Annotated in this window: 13 protein-coding genes and 2 tRNA genes; 12 read left to right on the forward strand and 3 right to left on the reverse strand. The window is 34.7% G+C overall.

Annotation, left to right across the window (positions count from 1 at the left end; translation table 11 throughout):
• The first annotated feature begins 114 nt into the window (after positions 1-114).
• The 5 genes from J3U54_RS04275 to J3U54_RS04295 all read left to right on the forward strand — a co-directional run bounded on the left by J3U54_RS04275 (position 115) and on the right by J3U54_RS04295 (position 6,303).
• Positions 115-1,149, forward strand: a complete 1,035-nt coding sequence (locus tag J3U54_RS04275) for an AraC family transcriptional regulator (RefSeq protein ID WP_103752198.1) — start codon at positions 115-117, stop codon at positions 1,147-1,149.
• Between the two features lie 330 nt (positions 1,150-1,479).
• On the forward strand, positions 1,480-2,766 hold the full coding sequence (locus J3U54_RS04280; RefSeq protein WP_220235325.1) for a PTS sugar transporter subunit IIC: 1,287 nt from the start codon (positions 1,480-1,482) through the stop codon (positions 2,764-2,766).
• 31 nt (positions 2,767-2,797) lie between these two features.
• The gene (locus J3U54_RS04285; RefSeq protein WP_220235326.1) at positions 2,798-4,255 is read left to right on the forward strand and encodes a glycoside hydrolase family 1 protein; all 1,458 of its coding nucleotides are present in this window, start codon (positions 2,798-2,800) and stop codon (positions 4,253-4,255) included.
• Between the two features lie 157 nt (positions 4,256-4,412).
• Positions 4,413-5,879: a GH39 family glycosyl hydrolase gene (locus J3U54_RS04290; protein ID WP_267385216.1), complete on the forward strand. Its 1,467-nt coding sequence runs from the start codon at positions 4,413-4,415 to the stop codon at positions 5,877-5,879.
• Positions 5,880-6,126: 247 nt separating this feature from the next.
• Positions 6,127-6,303 (forward strand): hypothetical protein, encoded by a 177-nt coding sequence (locus J3U54_RS04295; RefSeq protein WP_267385217.1) that lies wholly within the window; start codon positions 6,127-6,129, stop codon positions 6,301-6,303.
• Positions 6,304-6,329: 26 nt separating this feature from the next.
• Here the strand turns inward: J3U54_RS04295 and J3U54_RS04300 are convergent, their stop codons facing one another.
• On the reverse strand, positions 6,330-7,340 hold the full coding sequence (locus tag J3U54_RS04300; RefSeq protein ID WP_267385218.1) for a serine hydrolase domain-containing protein: 1,011 nt from the start codon (positions 7,338-7,340) through the stop codon (positions 6,330-6,332).
• Positions 7,341-7,703: 363 nt separating this feature from the next.
• Here J3U54_RS04300 and J3U54_RS04305 point away from each other — a divergent pair, with 363 nt between their 5' ends.
• The 6 genes from J3U54_RS04305 (at position 7,704) to J3U54_RS04330 (ending at position 13,347) form a co-directional block, all read left to right on the forward strand.
• The gene (locus J3U54_RS04305) at positions 7,704-9,632 is read left to right on the forward strand and encodes a beta-glucoside-specific PTS transporter subunit IIABC (protein ID WP_267385219.1); all 1,929 of its coding nucleotides are present in this window, start codon (positions 7,704-7,706) and stop codon (positions 9,630-9,632) included.
• A gap of 36 nt (positions 9,633-9,668) precedes the next feature.
• Positions 9,669-11,072 carry a glycoside hydrolase family 1 protein gene (locus J3U54_RS04310; RefSeq protein ID WP_267385220.1) on the forward strand — a complete coding sequence of 468 codons (1,404 nt, stop codon included), beginning with the start codon at positions 9,669-9,671 and terminating at the stop codon, positions 11,070-11,072.
• Positions 11,073-11,093: 21 nt separating this feature from the next.
• Complete coding sequence (locus J3U54_RS04315; RefSeq protein ID WP_267385221.1) at positions 11,094-11,945, forward strand: PRD domain-containing protein; 852 nt, start codon at positions 11,094-11,096, stop codon at positions 11,943-11,945.
• Between the two features lie 201 nt (positions 11,946-12,146).
• Positions 12,147-12,218: transfer RNA gene (locus tag J3U54_RS04320), tRNA-Glu, on the forward strand.
• Between the two features lie 8 nt (positions 12,219-12,226).
• Positions 12,227-12,298, forward strand: a tRNA-Gln gene (locus tag J3U54_RS04325).
• Positions 12,299-12,654: 356 nt separating this feature from the next.
• Positions 12,655-13,347 carry a MucBP domain-containing protein gene (locus J3U54_RS04330; RefSeq protein WP_103752220.1) on the forward strand — a complete coding sequence of 231 codons (693 nt, stop codon included), beginning with the start codon at positions 12,655-12,657 and terminating at the stop codon, positions 13,345-13,347.
• A gap of 372 nt (positions 13,348-13,719) precedes the next feature.
• On the opposite strand, the gene J3U54_RS04335 is transcribed toward J3U54_RS04330, so the two are convergent.
• Positions 13,720-15,600, reverse strand: a complete 1,881-nt coding sequence (locus J3U54_RS04335; protein ID WP_267385222.1) for a beta-glucoside-specific PTS transporter subunit IIABC — start codon at positions 15,598-15,600, stop codon at positions 13,720-13,722.
• Positions 15,601-16,153: 553 nt separating this feature from the next.
• Positions 16,154-17,506: a Mur ligase family protein gene (locus J3U54_RS04340; protein ID WP_267385224.1), complete on the reverse strand. Its 1,353-nt coding sequence runs from the start codon at positions 17,504-17,506 to the stop codon at positions 16,154-16,156.
• Positions 17,507-17,651: 145 nt separating this feature from the next.
• On the opposite strand from J3U54_RS04340, the gene J3U54_RS04345 reads away from it, so the two are divergent.
• Positions 17,652-18,251: a thymidine kinase gene (locus J3U54_RS04345; RefSeq protein ID WP_103752223.1), complete on the forward strand. Its 600-nt coding sequence runs from the start codon at positions 17,652-17,654 to the stop codon at positions 18,249-18,251.
• Positions 18,252-18,257 lie beyond the last annotated feature (6 nt).

Raw genomic sequence — 18,257 nt, forward strand, 5'->3', positions numbered from 1 at the left:
TAAATTTGTCTTGCTTTGCTTATTATTTTAACGTAATGTATAAGAGTGAACTATTGTTAAATAACATAAAGAAAATGTTTATTTCACAGAAATATTTTATTAAAGGTAATGAATATGTACGAAAAGATTATCCAAATGCTCCGACAAAATAATGGCTACCGGGACTGGAACGAAATTTTGCAAAAGCTTAATAAGAACGATTCTAAATTAAGAGTAGCAAAGTATATAAACGGCAAACCGGTTTATAAATTTTATAATACATACTCTGATAATTTGATTTTGAATAATAGTTCTATCACTATTTCAGTCCAACCAGTTAAGTCTTTTATACCTTTTCACATTCATGATTATGTTGAGATAAATATTCCTTTAATAAATAGTTGTATGGTAAAAACTGAACATGAACAGATTCTAGTTAGTCAGAACGATGTGATGTTCATTGGAATGAAGACTCCTCACAAAGTCGAGCCAATTTCTGAAACTGATGTGGTAATCAACATAGAATTACGTCCCTCAGCTTTTTCATTAAATGAACTTAATTTTTTACAAACAAAAGGAAAGGGCATCACAATTTCTAATTTGTTGTTCTCCCTTCTGTCAAATGAAGAGCATGGTGAAGGACATTATAGCTTATTTAAAATTGATCAAGATCCTAAAATTTGTAATTTAATTTATGATATTATTGATGAATATTACAGACCAAAAATCCAAACTAATCAAATAATTAAACTAAAAATGTTAACTATGTTTTCGCTTCTAATTCGAAAAGTTTATTATAAAGAATCAAAAGTTACCAATTCAAAAAAACAGACTAATAGTTTATTATCATTACTTCTTTATATTGAAAAAAACTATTCGAATATTACACTATATAAAATGGCTAATCATTTTAGTTTTAATCCTAATTATTTATCAGATTATTTAAAAAGTGAAACTGGGTTGTCCTTTATTAAATTAGTTCAGCTACAACGGGTAAATGTTGCAGCTGAATATTTAACCAATACTGAAGTTTCAGTTGAAAAAATAGCCAATCAAGTTGGTTATAAAAACGCTTCATATTTTTATAAAGTTTTCAAAATTTATTTTGGAATTTCGCCTGCAAGATATAGAATAAATACTAGAGAAAGTTTTAAAAAAACAAGTAGATAATTACAGGATTTGACCTGGAAATTAAGCATTAACCATGATCTTAATAGATAAACAAATTCCTAAATAATATACGGACTTATTATATAGAACATTCAATTTTAAATTGAATGTTCTTTTGTATTTTAAGGAAAGTAAATATTGCCTTTATTAGATTAAGACTTAAACCCAATCAAATCTTTTTAACTTATTGATTATTGTATATCTGTGAAATAGACATAACTATTCTGTATTTTATATATAGTAAATTTTGGAATATTCTTTAAAATAAAAATAACTGATCAGTATGTCATAATTTTATTGTTTCTATTTTATATTTTTTAGGAGGAACTTATGGAAAGAATATTGGAGAATCCATTTATGAAAGAACTCCAGAAATGGGGTGAACAAATAGGAAAAAATAAATTCCTATCCGCTTTGCAATCTGCTATGATGGGTACACTAGGTATAATTTTGGTAGGGTCTATTGCACAAATATTAATGGTTTTTTTGGGACCTACTTTATTAAAAATTATTTCTGATAAAGGAATCGTTTATAATTCTTTAAACTATATTTACCAATTTACTATGAACTTAATGTCGTTATGGATTGTAGCACTATTTGCGTACAACTATGCAAAAAAATTGAGTTTAAAAGCACCTTTAATGAATATTTTAGATGCTCTTGTTTGTTTCTTTTTGGTTGTAGGATCGATTACGGTAAATAGGAATGGACAATCAAGCATTGATATGACATATTTAGGAACGCAAGGCATGTTTATAGGGTTTCTTGTAGTTTTCTTATCTGTTCAAATAGAAAAAATATTTCAAAAAAATAATATTCGTATAAAAATGCCTGATGTTGTACCTCCTTTTCTAGGGGAAAGTTTTTCTGCATTGTTACCTTTATTGTTTAGTACGGTTGTATTTTCAATAATTGTTGGTACAGTTTCAGCTATTTCAAATGGTAAATATACTCTAGCATCTGGATTTACAATGATATTATCGTACCCATTAAAAACATTAACTTCAGTGCCAGGTATAATAATTCTTTGCACTCTTGCTTCAATTCTGTGGTGTTTTGGAATTCATGGCACTATGTTAATATCTTCAATTGTTTTTCCTTTATCAGTTCAAGCAATAGCATTGAATGCAGCAGCTCATGCTGCTGGACATCCAATGCAATTTTATCCAGTATTTTTGTATGCAGGTCTTTCTATGGTTGGAGGAACTGGTAATACTCTTCCATTAGTATTAATGGGATGTAGGTCAAAATCAGAGCAAATTAAGTCGATTTCAAGAGTATCACTAATACCAGGGTTATTTAATATTAATGAACCAGTAGCTTTTGGGATGCCTATTATGTATAATCCAATATTATGTATCCCTTATGTTTTGAGTGTACCAGTTGTTATGCTTTTAACATACTTTGGTTACAAGACTGGCTTTATACAAGTACCTTGGATTTTAATACCTCCAATGTTGCCATTAGGTTTTCAGAGATATCTAGAAGGGTTAAAATGGCAAAATGCAATTTGGGATTACTTAATGTTAATTCCAACAACAATTCTTTACTATCCTTTTTTAAAAATTTATGAAAAACAGTTATTAAAGAAAGAACAACAAAAAAAGAATAATTAGATTGTAATATTTTAGGGGTAAGGAGTTTATTATGGTAAGATTTCCTAAAGATTTTTTATGGGGTGGAGCAATTTCTGCTAATCAGACTGAAGGTACCTTTTTAAAGCACGGAAAAGGTTGGTCCACAGCCGATATAGACAAATATGTTCCTAAAAATATAAGATCAAACGGTCCAACAAATAGCTTAATTAAAAAGTCAGATATTGAATATGCCATACATGATAAGAAAGGAAGATATCCTAAAAGAAATGGAATAGACTTTTATCATCATTACAAAGAAGATATTCAGTTATTGGCTAATGCAGGATTTAAGATGTTTCGAACCTCAATTTCGTGGTCTAGAATTTTTCCAAATGGTGATGAAGAATTCCCTAATGAAGAAGGATTACTATTTTATGATAGAGTTTTTGATGAGTGTTTAAAAAATAACATTAAGCCTATGGTAACATTGTCTCACTTCGAAATGCCACTTAATCTTGTCTTAAAGCAAAATGGTTGGCTTTCACGTAAAACGATAAATCAATATGTTCATTTTGCAGAGACGGTATTTAATCGTTATAAGGATAAGGTAAAATATTGGATTACTTTTAATGAAATTAATATTTTAGAAATGAATGGATTTACTAGTGGAGGTATTTTGGCTGATGGTATTGAAAATAATATTGAAGCACGTTACCAAGCAGCTCATTATCAGTTTATAGCAAGTGCATTAGCAGTTAAAAAATGTCACAAAATTATACCTGATGCTAAAATTGGAGCAATGATTGCGAGATTTCAAAGTTATCCAAGAAGTTGTAGGCCAGTTGATGTGTTAACAAATGTAAAAGTAAATCAAAATAATCTCTTTTTCAGTGATATACAAGTCAGGGGATATTATCCTAGCTATGCAAAGAGATTCATGAATGAAAATAATATACATATAAAAACTCAAGAAGGCGATAATCAAATATTAAAAGAAGGAGTAGTAGATTTTCTTGCTTTTAGCTACTATTCATCCATGGTAGCTGTTTCTCAAGAATCCCAAGAAGGTGAAGAAATAACTTCTGGTAATCTGAAGTTATCATTTAAAAATCCTTATCTAAAATCTAGTGAATGGGGATGGCAATTTGATCCTATTGGATTGAGAATAGCTTTAAATGAACTATATGACAGATACCAAATCCCACTATTTATTGTTGAAAATGGATTAGGAGCAAAAGATACTATTTCAAGTGATAATTTGATTCATGATAGTTATAGGATTGATTATTTAAAGCAGCATATTAAACAAGTTGGAGAAGCTTATGAAGATGGTGTAAATATTATGGGTTATTTAATTTGGGGTTGCATTGATTTAATAAGTGCTAGCTCATGTGAAATGTCTAAGAGATATGGTATTGTTTATGTGGATTTAGATGATTCTGGTCAAGGAACACTTTGTCGTCAAAAAAAGTGTTCCTTTGATTGGTATAAGAAAGTGATAGCTTCAAATGGATCAAATCTAGAGTAAAATTAATTAATACTTTTAATTTTGATAAATACTTAGAATGTAGAATTACATTTTATTATTGATTTTTATAAATTAATTTAATTGTAGTTTTTACCACTTTTTTACTGATTAAATTTTATAGTTTTTTGAGAGCGATTTAAATGTAGGAAAGAAACTTATGCTAAATTTTACAATTGATGAAAACAAAAAGACAGATTTTCCCCATTATTGGGAAACATGTGTTGGAAGCTGTCATGCTTATACGGCATTGAGGGAAGATTACTGTGAGCAATTAATCAAAGTTCACCAAGAATTAGGGTTCAAGTATGTTCGCTTTCATGGTATTTTCGATGATGAAATGAGTGTTTGCATCGAAAACTTTGATTTTAACGGCAAGTCTCAAGGAATTACATATAATTTTATTAACGTTGATAAGATTTTTGATTTCTTATTAAAAATTGGTATGAAACCCTTTGTCGAATTGAGTTTTATGCCTACTTGTCTCGCCTCAGGAGAGAATCGCGTTTTTCCGTATGGTGGCAATAATACAATGCCTAAATCGGATGGAATGTGGGAAGAACTTATTAATCGTTTTATTTGTCATTTAATCGAGCGGTATGGCAAAGAGGAAGTTGAATCGTGGTTTTTTGAGGTTTGGAACGAACCCAATTTACCGTTATTTTTCGCCGGGAAACAATCAGATTATTTTCACCTATACCAAATTACGGCCTTAACAATTAAGAAAATTGATTCTAAGTTAAAATTGGGTGGTCCAGCAACTTCATTTAATTCATGGATCCCTGAAATGATTGCTTTTTGTGAAAAGAATCAGGTTCCACTTGATTTCATTACGACTCACCATTACCCAACAGATGATCCCTTATGGCAAAGTGGTTTGGGAATTGAAGAGTTTTTCAAAAACTCAGATCAAGAAAAAACAGACTACCATCGTGGCATCTTGAAAGAAATGACTATTAGAACGAGGGAGCAAGCTAAATCATATCCCCTTTATTATACCGAATGGAATGTTTCCGCAATGGTAGGTGATTTAATTCATGACGAACCATATGCTGCTGCAATGGTAGCTAAAACATTAGCTGACAATGATGGCTTAGTTGATGGCTATTCGTTCTTTACTTTTACTGATATTTTTGAAGAGCAATATCAAAAGCCGGGAGTATTTCATGGTGGCTACGGCCTGCAAACAGTTCAGGGTATTGAAAAAACTGTCTACCGTATTTTTGAAATTTACCATCAATTAGGTACTAAGCGACTAAAAGTTATCAATAAAGATCAAGGAACAGCTGAGGTACTTGCAGTCCAAAAGCAAAAAGACTTACAGATACTAACATATAATCATAATGTTCCAAGTGAAAAAATAACTTCAGAAAAAGTGGTGATTAATATTGCCAATCAGAAAAACTTCAAGGCTATTATACAAAGAATAGATCAGAATCATGCTAACTCATTTGGAAAATGGCAAGAAATTGGTAAGCCGGAATATCTTAAACAAGCAGAAATTGCTGAGCTTCGAAAAGCATCACAGCTACAAAAGCAAGAAATGGTAATTGAAAACGGTCAGATTACAGTTGAAATGCCACCTCATTCATGTGCTTTGATTACTATTCACAATTATTTTGCCTAAGAAAAAGATCAGTATAATCATAATTAAATTACATAACGATAAAATTGATTAAAATCGACAAATGTAGCCGATTGCTTTTACAAAAAAGTTTGTTAATGCTTACGATTGTAAACATTTTGGAATAATAACAAAATTTCACATTGGATTTTAAAAAAGCTTATTTTTGCAATTAAATAACCTGGAAAAGCTCCATTTTTGGCTTAAAAAACGGTATAATTGGCAGAGAAACGAAGGGAGTTTTTTACCAATGATGTGTGATAATTTGTTTTTTAAGATTGTTTGGGTAATTGTTTACGGCATTACCGCTTACTTTACTTTTACTAACCAGATGATGATGGCAATGTACTGGATGGCTGGAGGCATGTTTGCTCAAGCTGTTGTTGATCTTGTTTATCATTTTTGGCCAAAGCAACACAAATGCTAAAAAAGACAGTCAGAAGACTGTCTTTTTTATTGGTCATTTTCCTTTAAAAAACTTTGAATGATTTTTTCTCGCATAGTCAGAAAAATTTGATTATGACCGGTGGGATGAATTCTATTTGTCAATAAAATTAACCCGGATTTACGCACGCGATCAAGCAAAAGCAAGACGCCTGTAAAGCCAGTGTGCAAAATCAAAGGATAGTGCAATTCAGGATCAAAGCGAAGGTCCCAGCCCCAGGAACGGGGCTGAAGTCCTGCAGGATTTTTATTATCAAAGAGCTGGGCAATAACTTCTTGACTAAGCGGTAAGATATCTCGCTCAATTCCCAAGTAGCCTTGACAAATTTTGATTAAGTCAAGCATTGATGAAAAAAGTCCCGCAGAACCGCAATCACTGCCTAACTGGCGGGCTTTGGGATCATGAGGTACGCCTTGAAGCAATTGATCATTGAGCCAGACGGTTGGCACACAGTTATTTTTAACAGGGGAAAAAGTCGTATCTGGCAAATCCATTGGCGTAATAATTTCTGACATCCCCACGTCTTGGACTGGGCGACCGTAGATTTTTTTAACGACCAAGCCTAACAAAATAAAATTGGTATCCGCATAGCGCATCTTATGTTCAAATTCGTCTGTCACTGGAAGATGAATGATTGCATTGAGCAGCTCGTCATGATTTAGCTGATCGCGGTGATCAATCCAACCGCGAATGCCACTAGTATGTGTTAAGAGGTGAAAGAGCCTAACTCTTGGATCCTTAAATTCGGGAATAAAATCAGTCAATGGCTCGGTAAAATTAAGTTTTCCTTTTTGATATAGTTTTAATAAGATGTTTTCAGTAATCAAAACTTTTGTGAGGCTGGCTAAATCGTATTGGGCAAAGGGACTAAGTTGGGTCACTTTGGGATATGTACTAGCAAAACCAATGGTTGAGGTAAATACTTGCTTGTTTTTAATAAAAGCATAGTTGACGCCAGGAACGATTCGCTCCGTGACCATTGATTCAATTAAGCTTTGAGTGGTTGAATAATCAATCATAAAATTTGTCCTTCAGTAAAATGTTTCTCATTCTATTATATACAATTACAAGGCTATTTTATGGTTTAAAGTTATTAAATCTAGGCAAAAAGGTTAAGACTTATAATTGTCTTAAGTTGCTAATTTGTTAGTAAGATTAACCTTAACTCATATATGTTAAAAAAATTGTTTTATGGTGTTTTTTGATAAAAGCGCTTGCAGCTGCTTATTGATGATGCTATATTAGCTTTAATAAAAGAAAAACGTGATTTTGACGCGTTACTGGTAGAGCAGGCGAGATCAAATGTACGAAAGATAACCATCATTGATGGTGTTATTTTACGTACGTTTGATCTTTTTTTATTAGAAAAAAGAAGGGTTAATATGAATGAGCATCAGATTGCTGAACAAATCCTAAGTGAAGTTGGTGGAAAAAATAATGTGTCTGGACTAACGCACTGTTTTACTCGGCTGAGATTTGTGTTAAAGGACCAGAAAAAAGCGAATAAAGATGCGCTTAGTCAGATTGAAGGGGTAATCCAGGTTGTCGAGGCAGGAGGGCAGCTTCAAGTTGTTTTGGGTAATAAAGTCGAACAAGTTTATGACCAATTAATGCCTTTATTAGCTGAACATGTCAATGACGATCAATCTTCGCCAAAAGTTGGTTGGGGCACCAAAATTCTCAACGTGGTCACCGCGATTTTTACCCCGACAGTGCCAGCGATTGCGGCTTCGGGGATGCTTAAAGGTATTCTAGCAGTTGCAGCTTTAATTGGTTTAAATGCATATCATACCGATATTAAAACTTTTAATACCTATATTATCTTAAACGCTGCTTCAGATGCACTTTTCTACTTTATGCCAATTATATTGGCTCGTTCAGCTGCTAAAGTATTTGAGACAAACGATTATATTGCGATGACTTTAGGTGCTACACTTTGCTATCCAACGATTGTAGCTTTAATGACTGGTAAAACCAATGTGACTCTTTTTGGCATTGGCATTACCAAGGCCAATTATGTTTCGTCTGTTGTTCCTATAATTATCGCCGTTTTTGTCTTATCATATGTCGAAAAATTTATTAAAAAAATTATGCCGGATGTTTTAAAAGTGATTATGGTCCCAACGTTGTCACTTGTAATCATGGTACCGGCAACTTTAATGCTTTTTGGTCCGATTGGGATTTACTTTGGTGACTTCATTAATTGGGCATACCATTGCATTATGAATTTGAGTCCAATCTTACTTGGTGCATTTATTGGTGGTATTTGGTGCATTTTGGTCATTTTTGGCGCACACCGAGCTATTATCCCGATTGGGATTAACGATGTTGCCAAAACTGGCCGCCAGAATCTTTTAGCCTTTGCAGGAGCAGCTAATTTTTCGCAAGCTGGAGCAGCACTGGGCGTGTTTTTTAAAACTAAAAATAAAAATCTGAAAACTGTAGCAGCTTCAGCCACAGTCACGGCTTTGTTTGGCATCACGGAACCAGCTATTTATGGGGCTAATTTACGTTTGAAAAAGCCAATGGTTTACGCTGTTATTAGCGGAGCGCTAGGCGGCGCTCTAATGGGCTGGGGTGGCTCATACGGCAATGCTTTTGCCAACCAAGGAATTTTAACCATTCCTGTCTATGCTTCAGCTGGGACTAAAGCTTTCATTTGTTACGTTTTAGGTTGTTTAATTGCGTTTGGTGGAGCATGTTTAATGACCGTTATTTTTGGCTTTACTGATTTACCGGAAAAAGATCCTGGAAATACAGGTAAACAGGCAATAAATAATAATGAGGAAGCCACAGCAACGAAACAAGAGAAGTTAACAACTATTGATCAACAGCTCGTTTTACAAGATTGCGACTTAAAGATTACTTCACCGGTCCAAGGAAAAGCAATTCCGCTTGCCCAAGTAGCTGACGAAGTATTTGCTTCCGGCGTTATGGGGAAAGGAATTGCGGTGTATCCTGATAAAGGAGAAATAGTTGCTCCCGCGGCCGCAACTATTAGTGTTTTATATCCGACAATGCATGCATTAGGGTTGATGCTAGATAATGGTGTTGAAATGTTAATTCATATTGGAATTGATACGGTTAAGCTGCAAGGTAAGTATTTTAATAAGCATGCTGAAGTGGGTGACCATGTCGAGAAAGGCCAAGTAATTATTACTTTCGATCAAAAAGCAATGGAACGCGAAGGATATGATTTAACAACATCAATCATCATTACTAATTCCAAAAAATACGCTGCAATAGGAGCAACGAAAAAGGATTACTTAAAAGAAGATAGTCCTTTGCTCTATCTCTTAACTAATGATTAACATGCTACAGGTTTTAATTTTAAAAAGGAGAAACGAATGAAAAAATTTGCGAAAGATTTTTTATGGGGCGCATCATCTTCTGCCTTTCAAATTGAAGGTGCCTGGAATGAAGCGGGTAAAGGTGAATCGATTGCCGACTTTAACTCTTTTAAACATTCAACAGAACAAGCAGATACTAAAATTGCTAGTGATTTTTACCATCACTATCGTGAAGACATTAAGTTAATGAAGGAATTAGGATTAAATGTTTATCGTTTTTCTATTTCCTGGTCAAGAATCATTCCTGATGGTGATGGCGAAGTGAACCCAGATGGAATTAACTTTTATAATCAAGTGATCGATTGTTTACTGGAAAATGGTATTACACCTTTTGTTACGCTATACCACTTTGATTTGCCCTATGCGTTAGTTTTAAAGTATAATGGCTGGCAAGATAGGGCGTGTGTTGCCGCATTTAGACGGTATGCCCAGATTTGCTTCAATGCTTTCGGGGACCGAGTAAAAAATTGGCAGGTAATCAACGAGCAGAATTTAATGATTAGGGTCGACGAGCGCATGAACATGGATCATGTTCCGGTTAAAGATAGGGAACGGATTAGGGCGCAAATGGATTATCATATGTTTTTGGCAAATGCATATGCGGTTAATGATTGTCATGCAATCATCCCAAATAGCCAAGTAGGACCGGCTGTTTCGGCTACCATGACATATCCGATTTCCAGTAAGCCCGAGGATGTATGGGCTGCCAAAATGAATGATAATTTCAAAACTAATTATGCTTTGGAAATGTACTGCTTTGGCCGCTATCCTGGATATTATTTAGAAAACTTAAGTAAACTAGACATTTTACCGGACTTTGAAGCTGGAGATCAGGCGCTTTTGGAAGAAGCCAAGCCAGATTTTATTGCAGTAAATTATTATCGTACATTAGCTGCACGCTATTTTCCAGCTGACGATAAGCATCCCTTAGGCAGTCGCAAACATGATGTTGACTTTGATTTAGCGGGCTATTTTAAAATTGAGCAGAATCCTAATCTTAAATCAACTGAATATGGCGCACAAATTGATCCATTAGGGCTGAGAATGGTTTTAAACGAGTATTATCATCAGTTTCGATTGCCACTAATTATTACTGAAAATGGTTTGGGTACAGGCGATCATTTAAGTGCTGATGGTAAAATTCATGATCAATATCGGATCGCATATTTACGAGATCATATTGCTGCTTGTTACGATGCTATTCAAGATGGCGTAGAGCTAGTTGGGTATTGTCCGTGGTCAGTGATGGATTTATTAAGCTCACATCAAGGATTTAAGAAGCGTTATGGCTTTATTTATGTCAACCGGACTGATGATAACTTAAAAGACATGCAGCGCATTCCTAAAGATAGTTTTTATTGGTACCAAAATGTTATCAAGAATAATGGTTTAACAGACTAAAAAAGATAAGGCGCAAGGTTAATGCAAGTATTGAAAGTCCTGAATAATTCACTTATTTTGGCGCTCGATCGGTCAGGTAATGAATGTATCTTAATGGGAAAAGGAATAGGTTATCATAAGGCCATTGGTTGTCCTATTCAAAAAAAGGAAATTCAAAAAGTTTTTGTTCTTACTGATAATAAGAAGTTAAAAGAATTTGTTCAGTTGGCAAATAATATTCCTGATCAGTATTTGACTTTAGTTAAGGAAATCATTGATTTTGCCGCCAGTCAATATCAGATTAAAGTGCGTGATTACCTCTATTTATCACTAGCAGATCATCTATCGTTTGTCGTTAAGCGGGTAAAAACAGGTAAAAGCGGGCCAAATTTTAATTATCCAGATGTAATGGTGCACCATCCAGAAGAGTATGAAATTGGCAAGTTTGCTTTAAGCTTAATCAAAAAGAGACTAAAAATTGAATTACCTAAAAGCGAGGCGACAGTTTTTGGGCTGCATTTTATTGATGCCGAAATAACTAGTTCAAAGTCCAATAAAAATAATAACGTTGCTCAACTAGTGTCCAATTTAGAAAAAATAGTTAAAAGGTCAATTGATAGACCGATTGACACTGACACAATTACTTACACACGCTTTTTGACTCATCTTAATTATTTTGCCGAGCGAGTTTATGATCATAAATTATTTCCTGATGAAGATCGAGAAAATTTGTACCAAGACCTTGCTAATAAAATGCCGTTAGAAGTTGAAATTATTAATCATATTGCTAGTTTTATTGCTCAAAATTATCATCTGCAAATTACCAAGCAAGAAAAAATTTATTTGTTAATTCATTTGCACAAAATTGTTGCTGAAGAGATAAACAAAGAGTAGTTTAATTTTGGCGGCTCATTAAGGCGATTAGTCTAATTGCTTCACTCCAAGATAAACTGCTTTTTTATTGTGCATTGCGAGATTGGTCAGGGAATGGGGAGAATTTTGAGAAATGACATATTAAAAATAAAAATCATACTTTATACGAGAAAATCTCTTGACATTAGCCTCGCCTTCAAGCATAATAATTAATGTTGATTTTGCCCGTTGGTCAAATGGTTAAGACGCCACCCTCTCAAGGTGGAGTTACGAGTTCAATTCTCGTACGGGTGATTTAACACTGGGATATAGCCAAATGGTAAGGCACAGGTTTCTGGTTCCTGCATGTTTCGGTTCGAGCCCGGATATCCCAATAATTATCAATTTACCTTTATATCAGGTTGCTTAAGCGCTGGTATAAAGGTATTTTTTTAATTCAATTAATTAATTTTTTACTTTGCGCGTAGTATTAAGCAAATATCTCTATATAGCCAATAATAAATTCATAGTTATTTTTACTATTATCTTAATCAGAAATTTCCGAATTTCATATAGATTACAAGCAAAAAGTGCTATAATATCAACAACAGATTAAGGTTAAGCATTTCCTTAAAAAGTTAATTTTTCTTTTTATGGTTAGTAATGATTTTTGATATTTCATGATAAGCAAAGAAGGAAAGGTTTGTTGAAGAGATGTAATGATTTGAAGTAAAAACTTGGAGATGAAATTATGAAAAGAACACAAATTGCAAATAAAAAGATTAAGGCGTTATTAGTCACTGGTATTTCATTTGCAGCATTAACATTCGGCTATGCTAACACGTCTAATGTAGTTAAGGCTGATACTGATACAACTACCACTGCCGCTACAACCTTGGGTAGGTCAACTGTGATTGCTCACTACCAAGATGAAAATGGTAATAAACTTGCGGAAGACCAAGTAATTGATGGTCGGACAGGTGTTGGCTACGGTACAATGCGGAAAGCTATTGATGGCTACACATTAAAGGACTGGCAAGGTCCAACCGAAGGCTACTTCCAAGACCAACCAACAGAAGAAGTAACTTATATTTACTCTAAGGGTAATGTTGCGGTAAATAATGAGCAGGATCCTGTAGTTAATAATGGTGAACAAACTGGTGCGGATAATAACCAACCCGAAGCACCAGCTGGCGATAGTCAAAATGCCGAAAAGCCAGGTGATAATAAACAAAATAATACTGGTAAAACAGATAAACAAGCTCAAGTTGCTTCAAGCAAGACTGAGCAAGGAAAGACTAATGTAGCAGACCCTAATGGTAAAGGTCAGTTACCACAAACTGGTTCTGCTAAAAATGCTTCATTAGGTATGATTTTGGCTGGTGCTACGGCACTATTAATTTCTTTCTTAGGAATGGTTGGTATTCAGAAAAAGCAAAATTAATTATTTGTGCTTAATAATACTTGACTTATATTTTAAATAATATAAAATTTATATAAAGACTAAATTTTTCCTATTGGGCTAGTTCTGTTATGAATGCAGAACTAGCTTTTTTTATCAATTTAACTAACGGCTCTTTTTTGAGTTAGCAAAAACCAGTTAATCTGTTTGATTGTGCAGACTAACTGATTTTTAATTTTTATTTCTTAATTACATTATTAGCAATAATATTTTTGGATCAATTAAATGATTTTGAGCGCTAGTGTCAAAGTAGTGGTTCTATCATCATTTTTGATAACGGGGATAAAACCATATTTTTAGCCATTTTTCTTGTGTTAGCCGAATGCATCCCCCAAAAGAAAATCAATAGAAAAGTTAATTGCTTTTTCTCATGTCAGCTAATGAAAATACCGGATCATCAATAGTTACTTTTTGTTTGGTGGTAAATGTTAACGCATCGTCAGCTGTATTTAATGATATTAATAAAACAGTTGGATCATAACCCGCTGCTTTGATTTTGGCAAAATCTACCTGAACTAGTGGATCACCTTTTTGAACATCCTGTCCTTTAATAACCATGACCTTAAAGCCGTCACCATTCATGTTAACTGTATCGATACCAATATGAATTAAATATTCAGTGCCTGAAGCTGAAGTAAGACCGATAGCGTGGCCAGTTTTGTATGTCATGGTTATTTTACCAGTAATGGGTGATGTAATTAAATCAGTTGCAGGATTAATTCCGATACCTGATCCAAGCGATTTTGACGCAAAAACCTCATCATTAACTTGGTCTAGGGGGATAACCTGGCCGTCTACCGGCGCATAAACAATTTCTGTTGTAGCAGTATGATTGGCATTTTTATCGCCATCTAATGTTTTTGCAATTTGCTTTTCTGGTTGGTCAGTTTTAACAATTAAAAAAGTGAAAACGAAACCAAGGATAAATGCAATGATAGCGGTAATAATTGCATTCATAAAGTTGCCGGGTCTTCCGATAAAGTTAACGATTGTAAAGATGCCAGGCGAACCAAAAGAATAACGAACAACTTGCGTAATACCAGCATAAAAACCAGCAATACCACCTGCTGCCAATACAGCGTAAAGGGCACGTTGATATTTCAGCGTAACACCATAAAGTGCAGGTTCAGTAATTCCAGATAGGGCAGTTACACCTGCAGAAACCGCAATCTGGCGATTTTGTGGTCTTTTTTCTTTTAAAGAAATGGCAAATGCACAACCAGATTGGGCTATATTTGAGGCTAACATTCCGGGGCCAAGAATGTTTTCGCTTCTAGCTGGGCTAGCAAAACCGAGTGATGCAATTGGAGTTAAAGCAACGTGCATGCCGACCATAACTAATAATGGCGAACAAGCACCCATGATCGTTGGAACTAGCCATGGTGCAACTTTATTAAGTGAATTAATTAAAAGGGCGAGCAGGTCACCAAGCCATGAACCGATTGGTCCAATCAATAGTAGGGCCAACGGAGCCATGATAATAAAGATAAGTAATGGCTTCAGCATCGTTTTAATGACGTTTGGCGAAACTTTTTCGGCAAATTTTTCAACGTAGGATTGAATCCAGACACAAAGAATAATGGGAATGACAGTACTGCTATATGATGCTAGTGTGATCGGAACGCCAAATAGTGCGACTGGCTTACCAGCTAAAACCATTGCTGCCCAATTAGGATGAAGGAGGACTCCGGCAGTTGCAATTGCAAGAAACTTATTAGTCTTAAAGTATTCAGCAGCGCTGACAGCCAACATCATCGGTAAGAAGTAAAAGACCGCATCAGCCATAAAGCTCAGGATTGCGTAATTTTGCGATTTAACGGATATGAGATTGAAAGTTGTTAAAAGTGAAATAACGACTTTGAACATCCCACCAGCAATTAAGGGCGTAATAATCGGTGCCATAATTGCAACGATAATATTGATGAATTTTCGAATAATACCAACGTGGTCGTCATTAGGAGTGGGACTTTCAGTATTATTTGCTGCAATATCGTAATCTTTTTCAATTTGGTTAAAGTATTCACCGACCTTGGCGCCAATAATTACTTGGGATTCATCTCCGGCTTGAACAGCACCCAATATTTCCGGTTGCTGTTTTAAAAATTCGGCATTAAATTTACTTTTGTCTTTGAGGGTAAAACGGATACGAGTTGCGCAATGATAAAAACTAATAATATTAGCGGCACCGCCAACATTCTTAATTATCATATCCGTAACTTCTTTATTACTTCTCATGAAATTCTCCTTCTAAAAAATATAACTAATTAAATATTACTGGTTTACTAGTGTCGAGATAAATGGTCAGGACGTGCTCTAAAAATTTGGAGTCGACTGCTAACGTTTGGCACCTTTCTAATTAATTTTTGGATTACTACAAAAAAATGCAGGTAGAGCAACATAAATAACTAAATTGAAAAAACAACAAGTTAGCTATTAGTGTAGTCTTGCCTGCATTACCAGTAACATGCGCTATCATTAACGATTATAAGAATAACAGATTAGGTCTATTTATGCAAGCGCTATCTAAAATTTTATTGATAAATATCGGAACAAAAAAATTAGCAAGAGCCAAACAATACTTCAGGAATGGCCTCGTTTAAGGGTAATTATTGATATAAAACTGTAAATTTTATTTATAAAAGCTAAAAATGATTACTGCAATAAAAAATTTCCTCAATTGATATTACTAAAATTAGTCTTTTAGTGCAGCAGAATTAAAAAGCACCAAGGAAACAGTCTTGGTGCTTTTTAATTGCTAATTAAGCTCGTTTCTCTTATTACGTACAAGCTACATGCCAGCTTTAATGATTTTTTGTTCAGCCATTGTTTTACGCAAAGAAAGCAGTGCGGTATAAGTTGATAAAATATAAACTTTTTCTGTTGGCAATTTAGCGATTTCATTGATGACAGACTCATTGTCAGGGCAGGTGGTCATGATACTTGGGTCAAAACCGGCAACATTAAGACGAAAGCCCATATCGTGCCAACGCTCGCCACCAACTAAAATCTTTTTAATTTGTTCATGATTAAGATCCTCAAACTGACCATCCCATATCCAAGAGGTATCGATTCCGTCAGCATGGTTGGCGTTAAGAAGAGTAACAAGTGAGTAATTGTCTTTTTCAGTATTTAGCATGTGTAATACTTCATCAAGTCCGACCGGATTTTTCACCAAAATTAAGTTAATCTTTTTTCCGGCGTAATCAATCAGTTCTTGGCGGCCAAAGACGCGTTTGTTTTTAGCAAAAGCATTAGCTACTTCATCATCACTCAAGCCAAAATGTCTGGCAACCGAATAGGCGGTCAACGCATTGTAAATATTATAGGTTCCACCAACATTGATGCTATAATTTTTAGAGCCCATTTGAAATTCTAAATGATTTGGGCTTTGTGCAACGATCTTGTTAACGGAATAAGTTAGTTCTGGACGATGATAGTCGCAGTTGGGGCAGAAAAAATCACCTAAATTAGCGTAAATCCGTTCGTGGTAATGTAAAATATGATCACATTTCGGGCAAAGAACACCATCAGTGTTGACCGGCGCTTTTACATCGTTTTTTGCTTGGTCACTGGCAAGCTTGAAGCCATAAAAAATCTTCGGATTAGGTAAGTCAACGGATGAAAAGATACTTGCATCACCATTAGCGATAATAGTTGCTTGGGGCGCAAGCTTGATCCCAGCAATAATTTTTTCGTAAGTAGTATAAATTTCACCGTAACGATCCATTTGGTCACGAAAAATATTGGTCAAAACAAATACACTTGGATGAACCAGTTGTGTAACCATTTTAACGTTAGCTTCATCAACCTCAAGAACAGCGATTTTCCGGCGTGCTTTTTTATTTTTATGAGCTAAAAAGGCGGTAACAATTCCTTGCTGCATATTAGAACCGGATGGGTTGGTAAGGACATCACCATATTTTTCCCGCAGTGCTTCAACAATGAGAGCTGTGGTCATGGTTTTACCGTTTGTTCCCGTTACAATTACTGTTTCGTAATCCTTAGCTAACGTGTTCAAAATTTCTGGATCAAGATTCATAGCCAGCTTACCTGGAAAGCTGGTCCCGCCTTTTAAAACATTGTGCAGAAACCAGTAGCTTGATTTTCCGGCAAATTTTGCAATTCCAGATTTTACGTTCATGTTTATCCCTCGCTTTAAAATCATTATCAACTATAGCATAGGGAGCAAATGAAAACGAGTTTTTGACAACGATTTAAATGCATAGAATTTATTTTTCATCTATACTAGATGAGTTAGGTGAATTTAATTAGACAAAGGAGCAAAAATGGCACAATTATTTTTTCACTACGGGACAATGAGTAGTGGCAAAACACTTGAAATTCTCAAGGATGCACATAATTATGAAGCCCAGGGGCGCAAAATTGTGCTGATGACAAGCGGAATTGATAATCGTAGTGGAGTTGGAGTAATTGCTTCGCGAATCGGACTGCACCGCGAGGCAGTTCCAATTGAACGTGAAATGGATGTTTTTGCTTATATTAAAAAGATTAATGTCCAAGAAGAAAAACGTGGTGATGGCCCGATTGCCTGTGTTTTCATTGATGAAGCACAGTTTTTAGAGCGGCATCATGTTTTTGAATGCGCCAAGATTGTTGATGAATTAGGCATTCCGGTGATGACTTTTGGGCTAAAAAATGACTTTCAGAATAATTTGTTTGAAGGCACTAAGAACTTATTGATTGTAGCTGATAAAATTAATGAGATTAAAACAATTTGCCACTATTGTGGCCGTAAGGCTACAATGAATCTACGGATTCATAATGGCAAGCCTGTTTATGAAGGTGAGCAGGTCCAAATTGGTGGAGATGAAAGCTATTACCCGGTTTGTCGTTTTCATTATTTTCACCCAGATAAGCAAAGATAGAGAGGG

It is taken from the genome of Lactobacillus sp. B4007 (assembly GCF_026535895.1).
Lineage (GTDB): Bacteria > Bacillota > Bacilli > Lactobacillales > Lactobacillaceae > Lactobacillus > Lactobacillus panisapium.

What these genes read in the sequence shown, in the direction of transcription:
- J3U54_RS04275 (WP_103752198.1), top strand. Translation starts at nt 115, where the DNA reads ATGTACGAAAAGATTATCCAAATGCTCCGACAAAATAATGGCTACCGG.
- J3U54_RS04280 (WP_220235325.1), top strand. Translation starts at nt 1,480, where the DNA reads ATGGAAAGAATATTGGAGAATCCATTTATGAAAGAACTCCAGAAATGG.
- J3U54_RS04285 (WP_220235326.1), top strand. Translation starts at nt 2,798, where the DNA reads ATGGTAAGATTTCCTAAAGATTTTTTATGGGGTGGAGCAATTTCTGCT.
- J3U54_RS04290 (WP_267385216.1), top strand. Translation starts at nt 4,413, where the DNA reads ATGCTAAATTTTACAATTGATGAAAACAAAAAGACAGATTTTCCCCAT.
- J3U54_RS04295 (WP_267385217.1), top strand. Translation starts at nt 6,127, where the DNA reads ATGATGTGTGATAATTTGTTTTTTAAGATTGTTTGGGTAATTGTTTAC.
- J3U54_RS04300 (WP_267385218.1), bottom strand. Translation starts at nt 7,340, where the DNA reads ATGATTGATTATTCAACCACTCAAAGCTTAATTGAATCAATGGTCACG.
- J3U54_RS04305 (WP_267385219.1), top strand. Translation starts at nt 7,704, where the DNA reads ATGAATGAGCATCAGATTGCTGAACAAATCCTAAGTGAAGTTGGTGGA.
- J3U54_RS04310 (WP_267385220.1), top strand. Translation starts at nt 9,669, where the DNA reads ATGAAAAAATTTGCGAAAGATTTTTTATGGGGCGCATCATCTTCTGCC.
- J3U54_RS04315 (WP_267385221.1), top strand. Translation starts at nt 11,094, where the DNA reads ATGCAAGTATTGAAAGTCCTGAATAATTCACTTATTTTGGCGCTCGAT.
- J3U54_RS04330 (WP_103752220.1), top strand. Translation starts at nt 12,655, where the DNA reads ATGAAAAGAACACAAATTGCAAATAAAAAGATTAAGGCGTTATTAGTC.
- J3U54_RS04335 (WP_267385222.1), bottom strand. Translation starts at nt 15,600, where the DNA reads ATGAGAAGTAATAAAGAAGTTACGGATATGATAATTAAGAATGTTGGC.
- J3U54_RS04340 (WP_267385224.1), bottom strand. Translation starts at nt 17,506, where the DNA reads ATGAACGTAAAATCTGGAATTGCAAAATTTGCCGGAAAATCAAGCTAC.
- J3U54_RS04345 (WP_103752223.1), top strand. Translation starts at nt 17,652, where the DNA reads ATGGCACAATTATTTTTTCACTACGGGACAATGAGTAGTGGCAAAACA.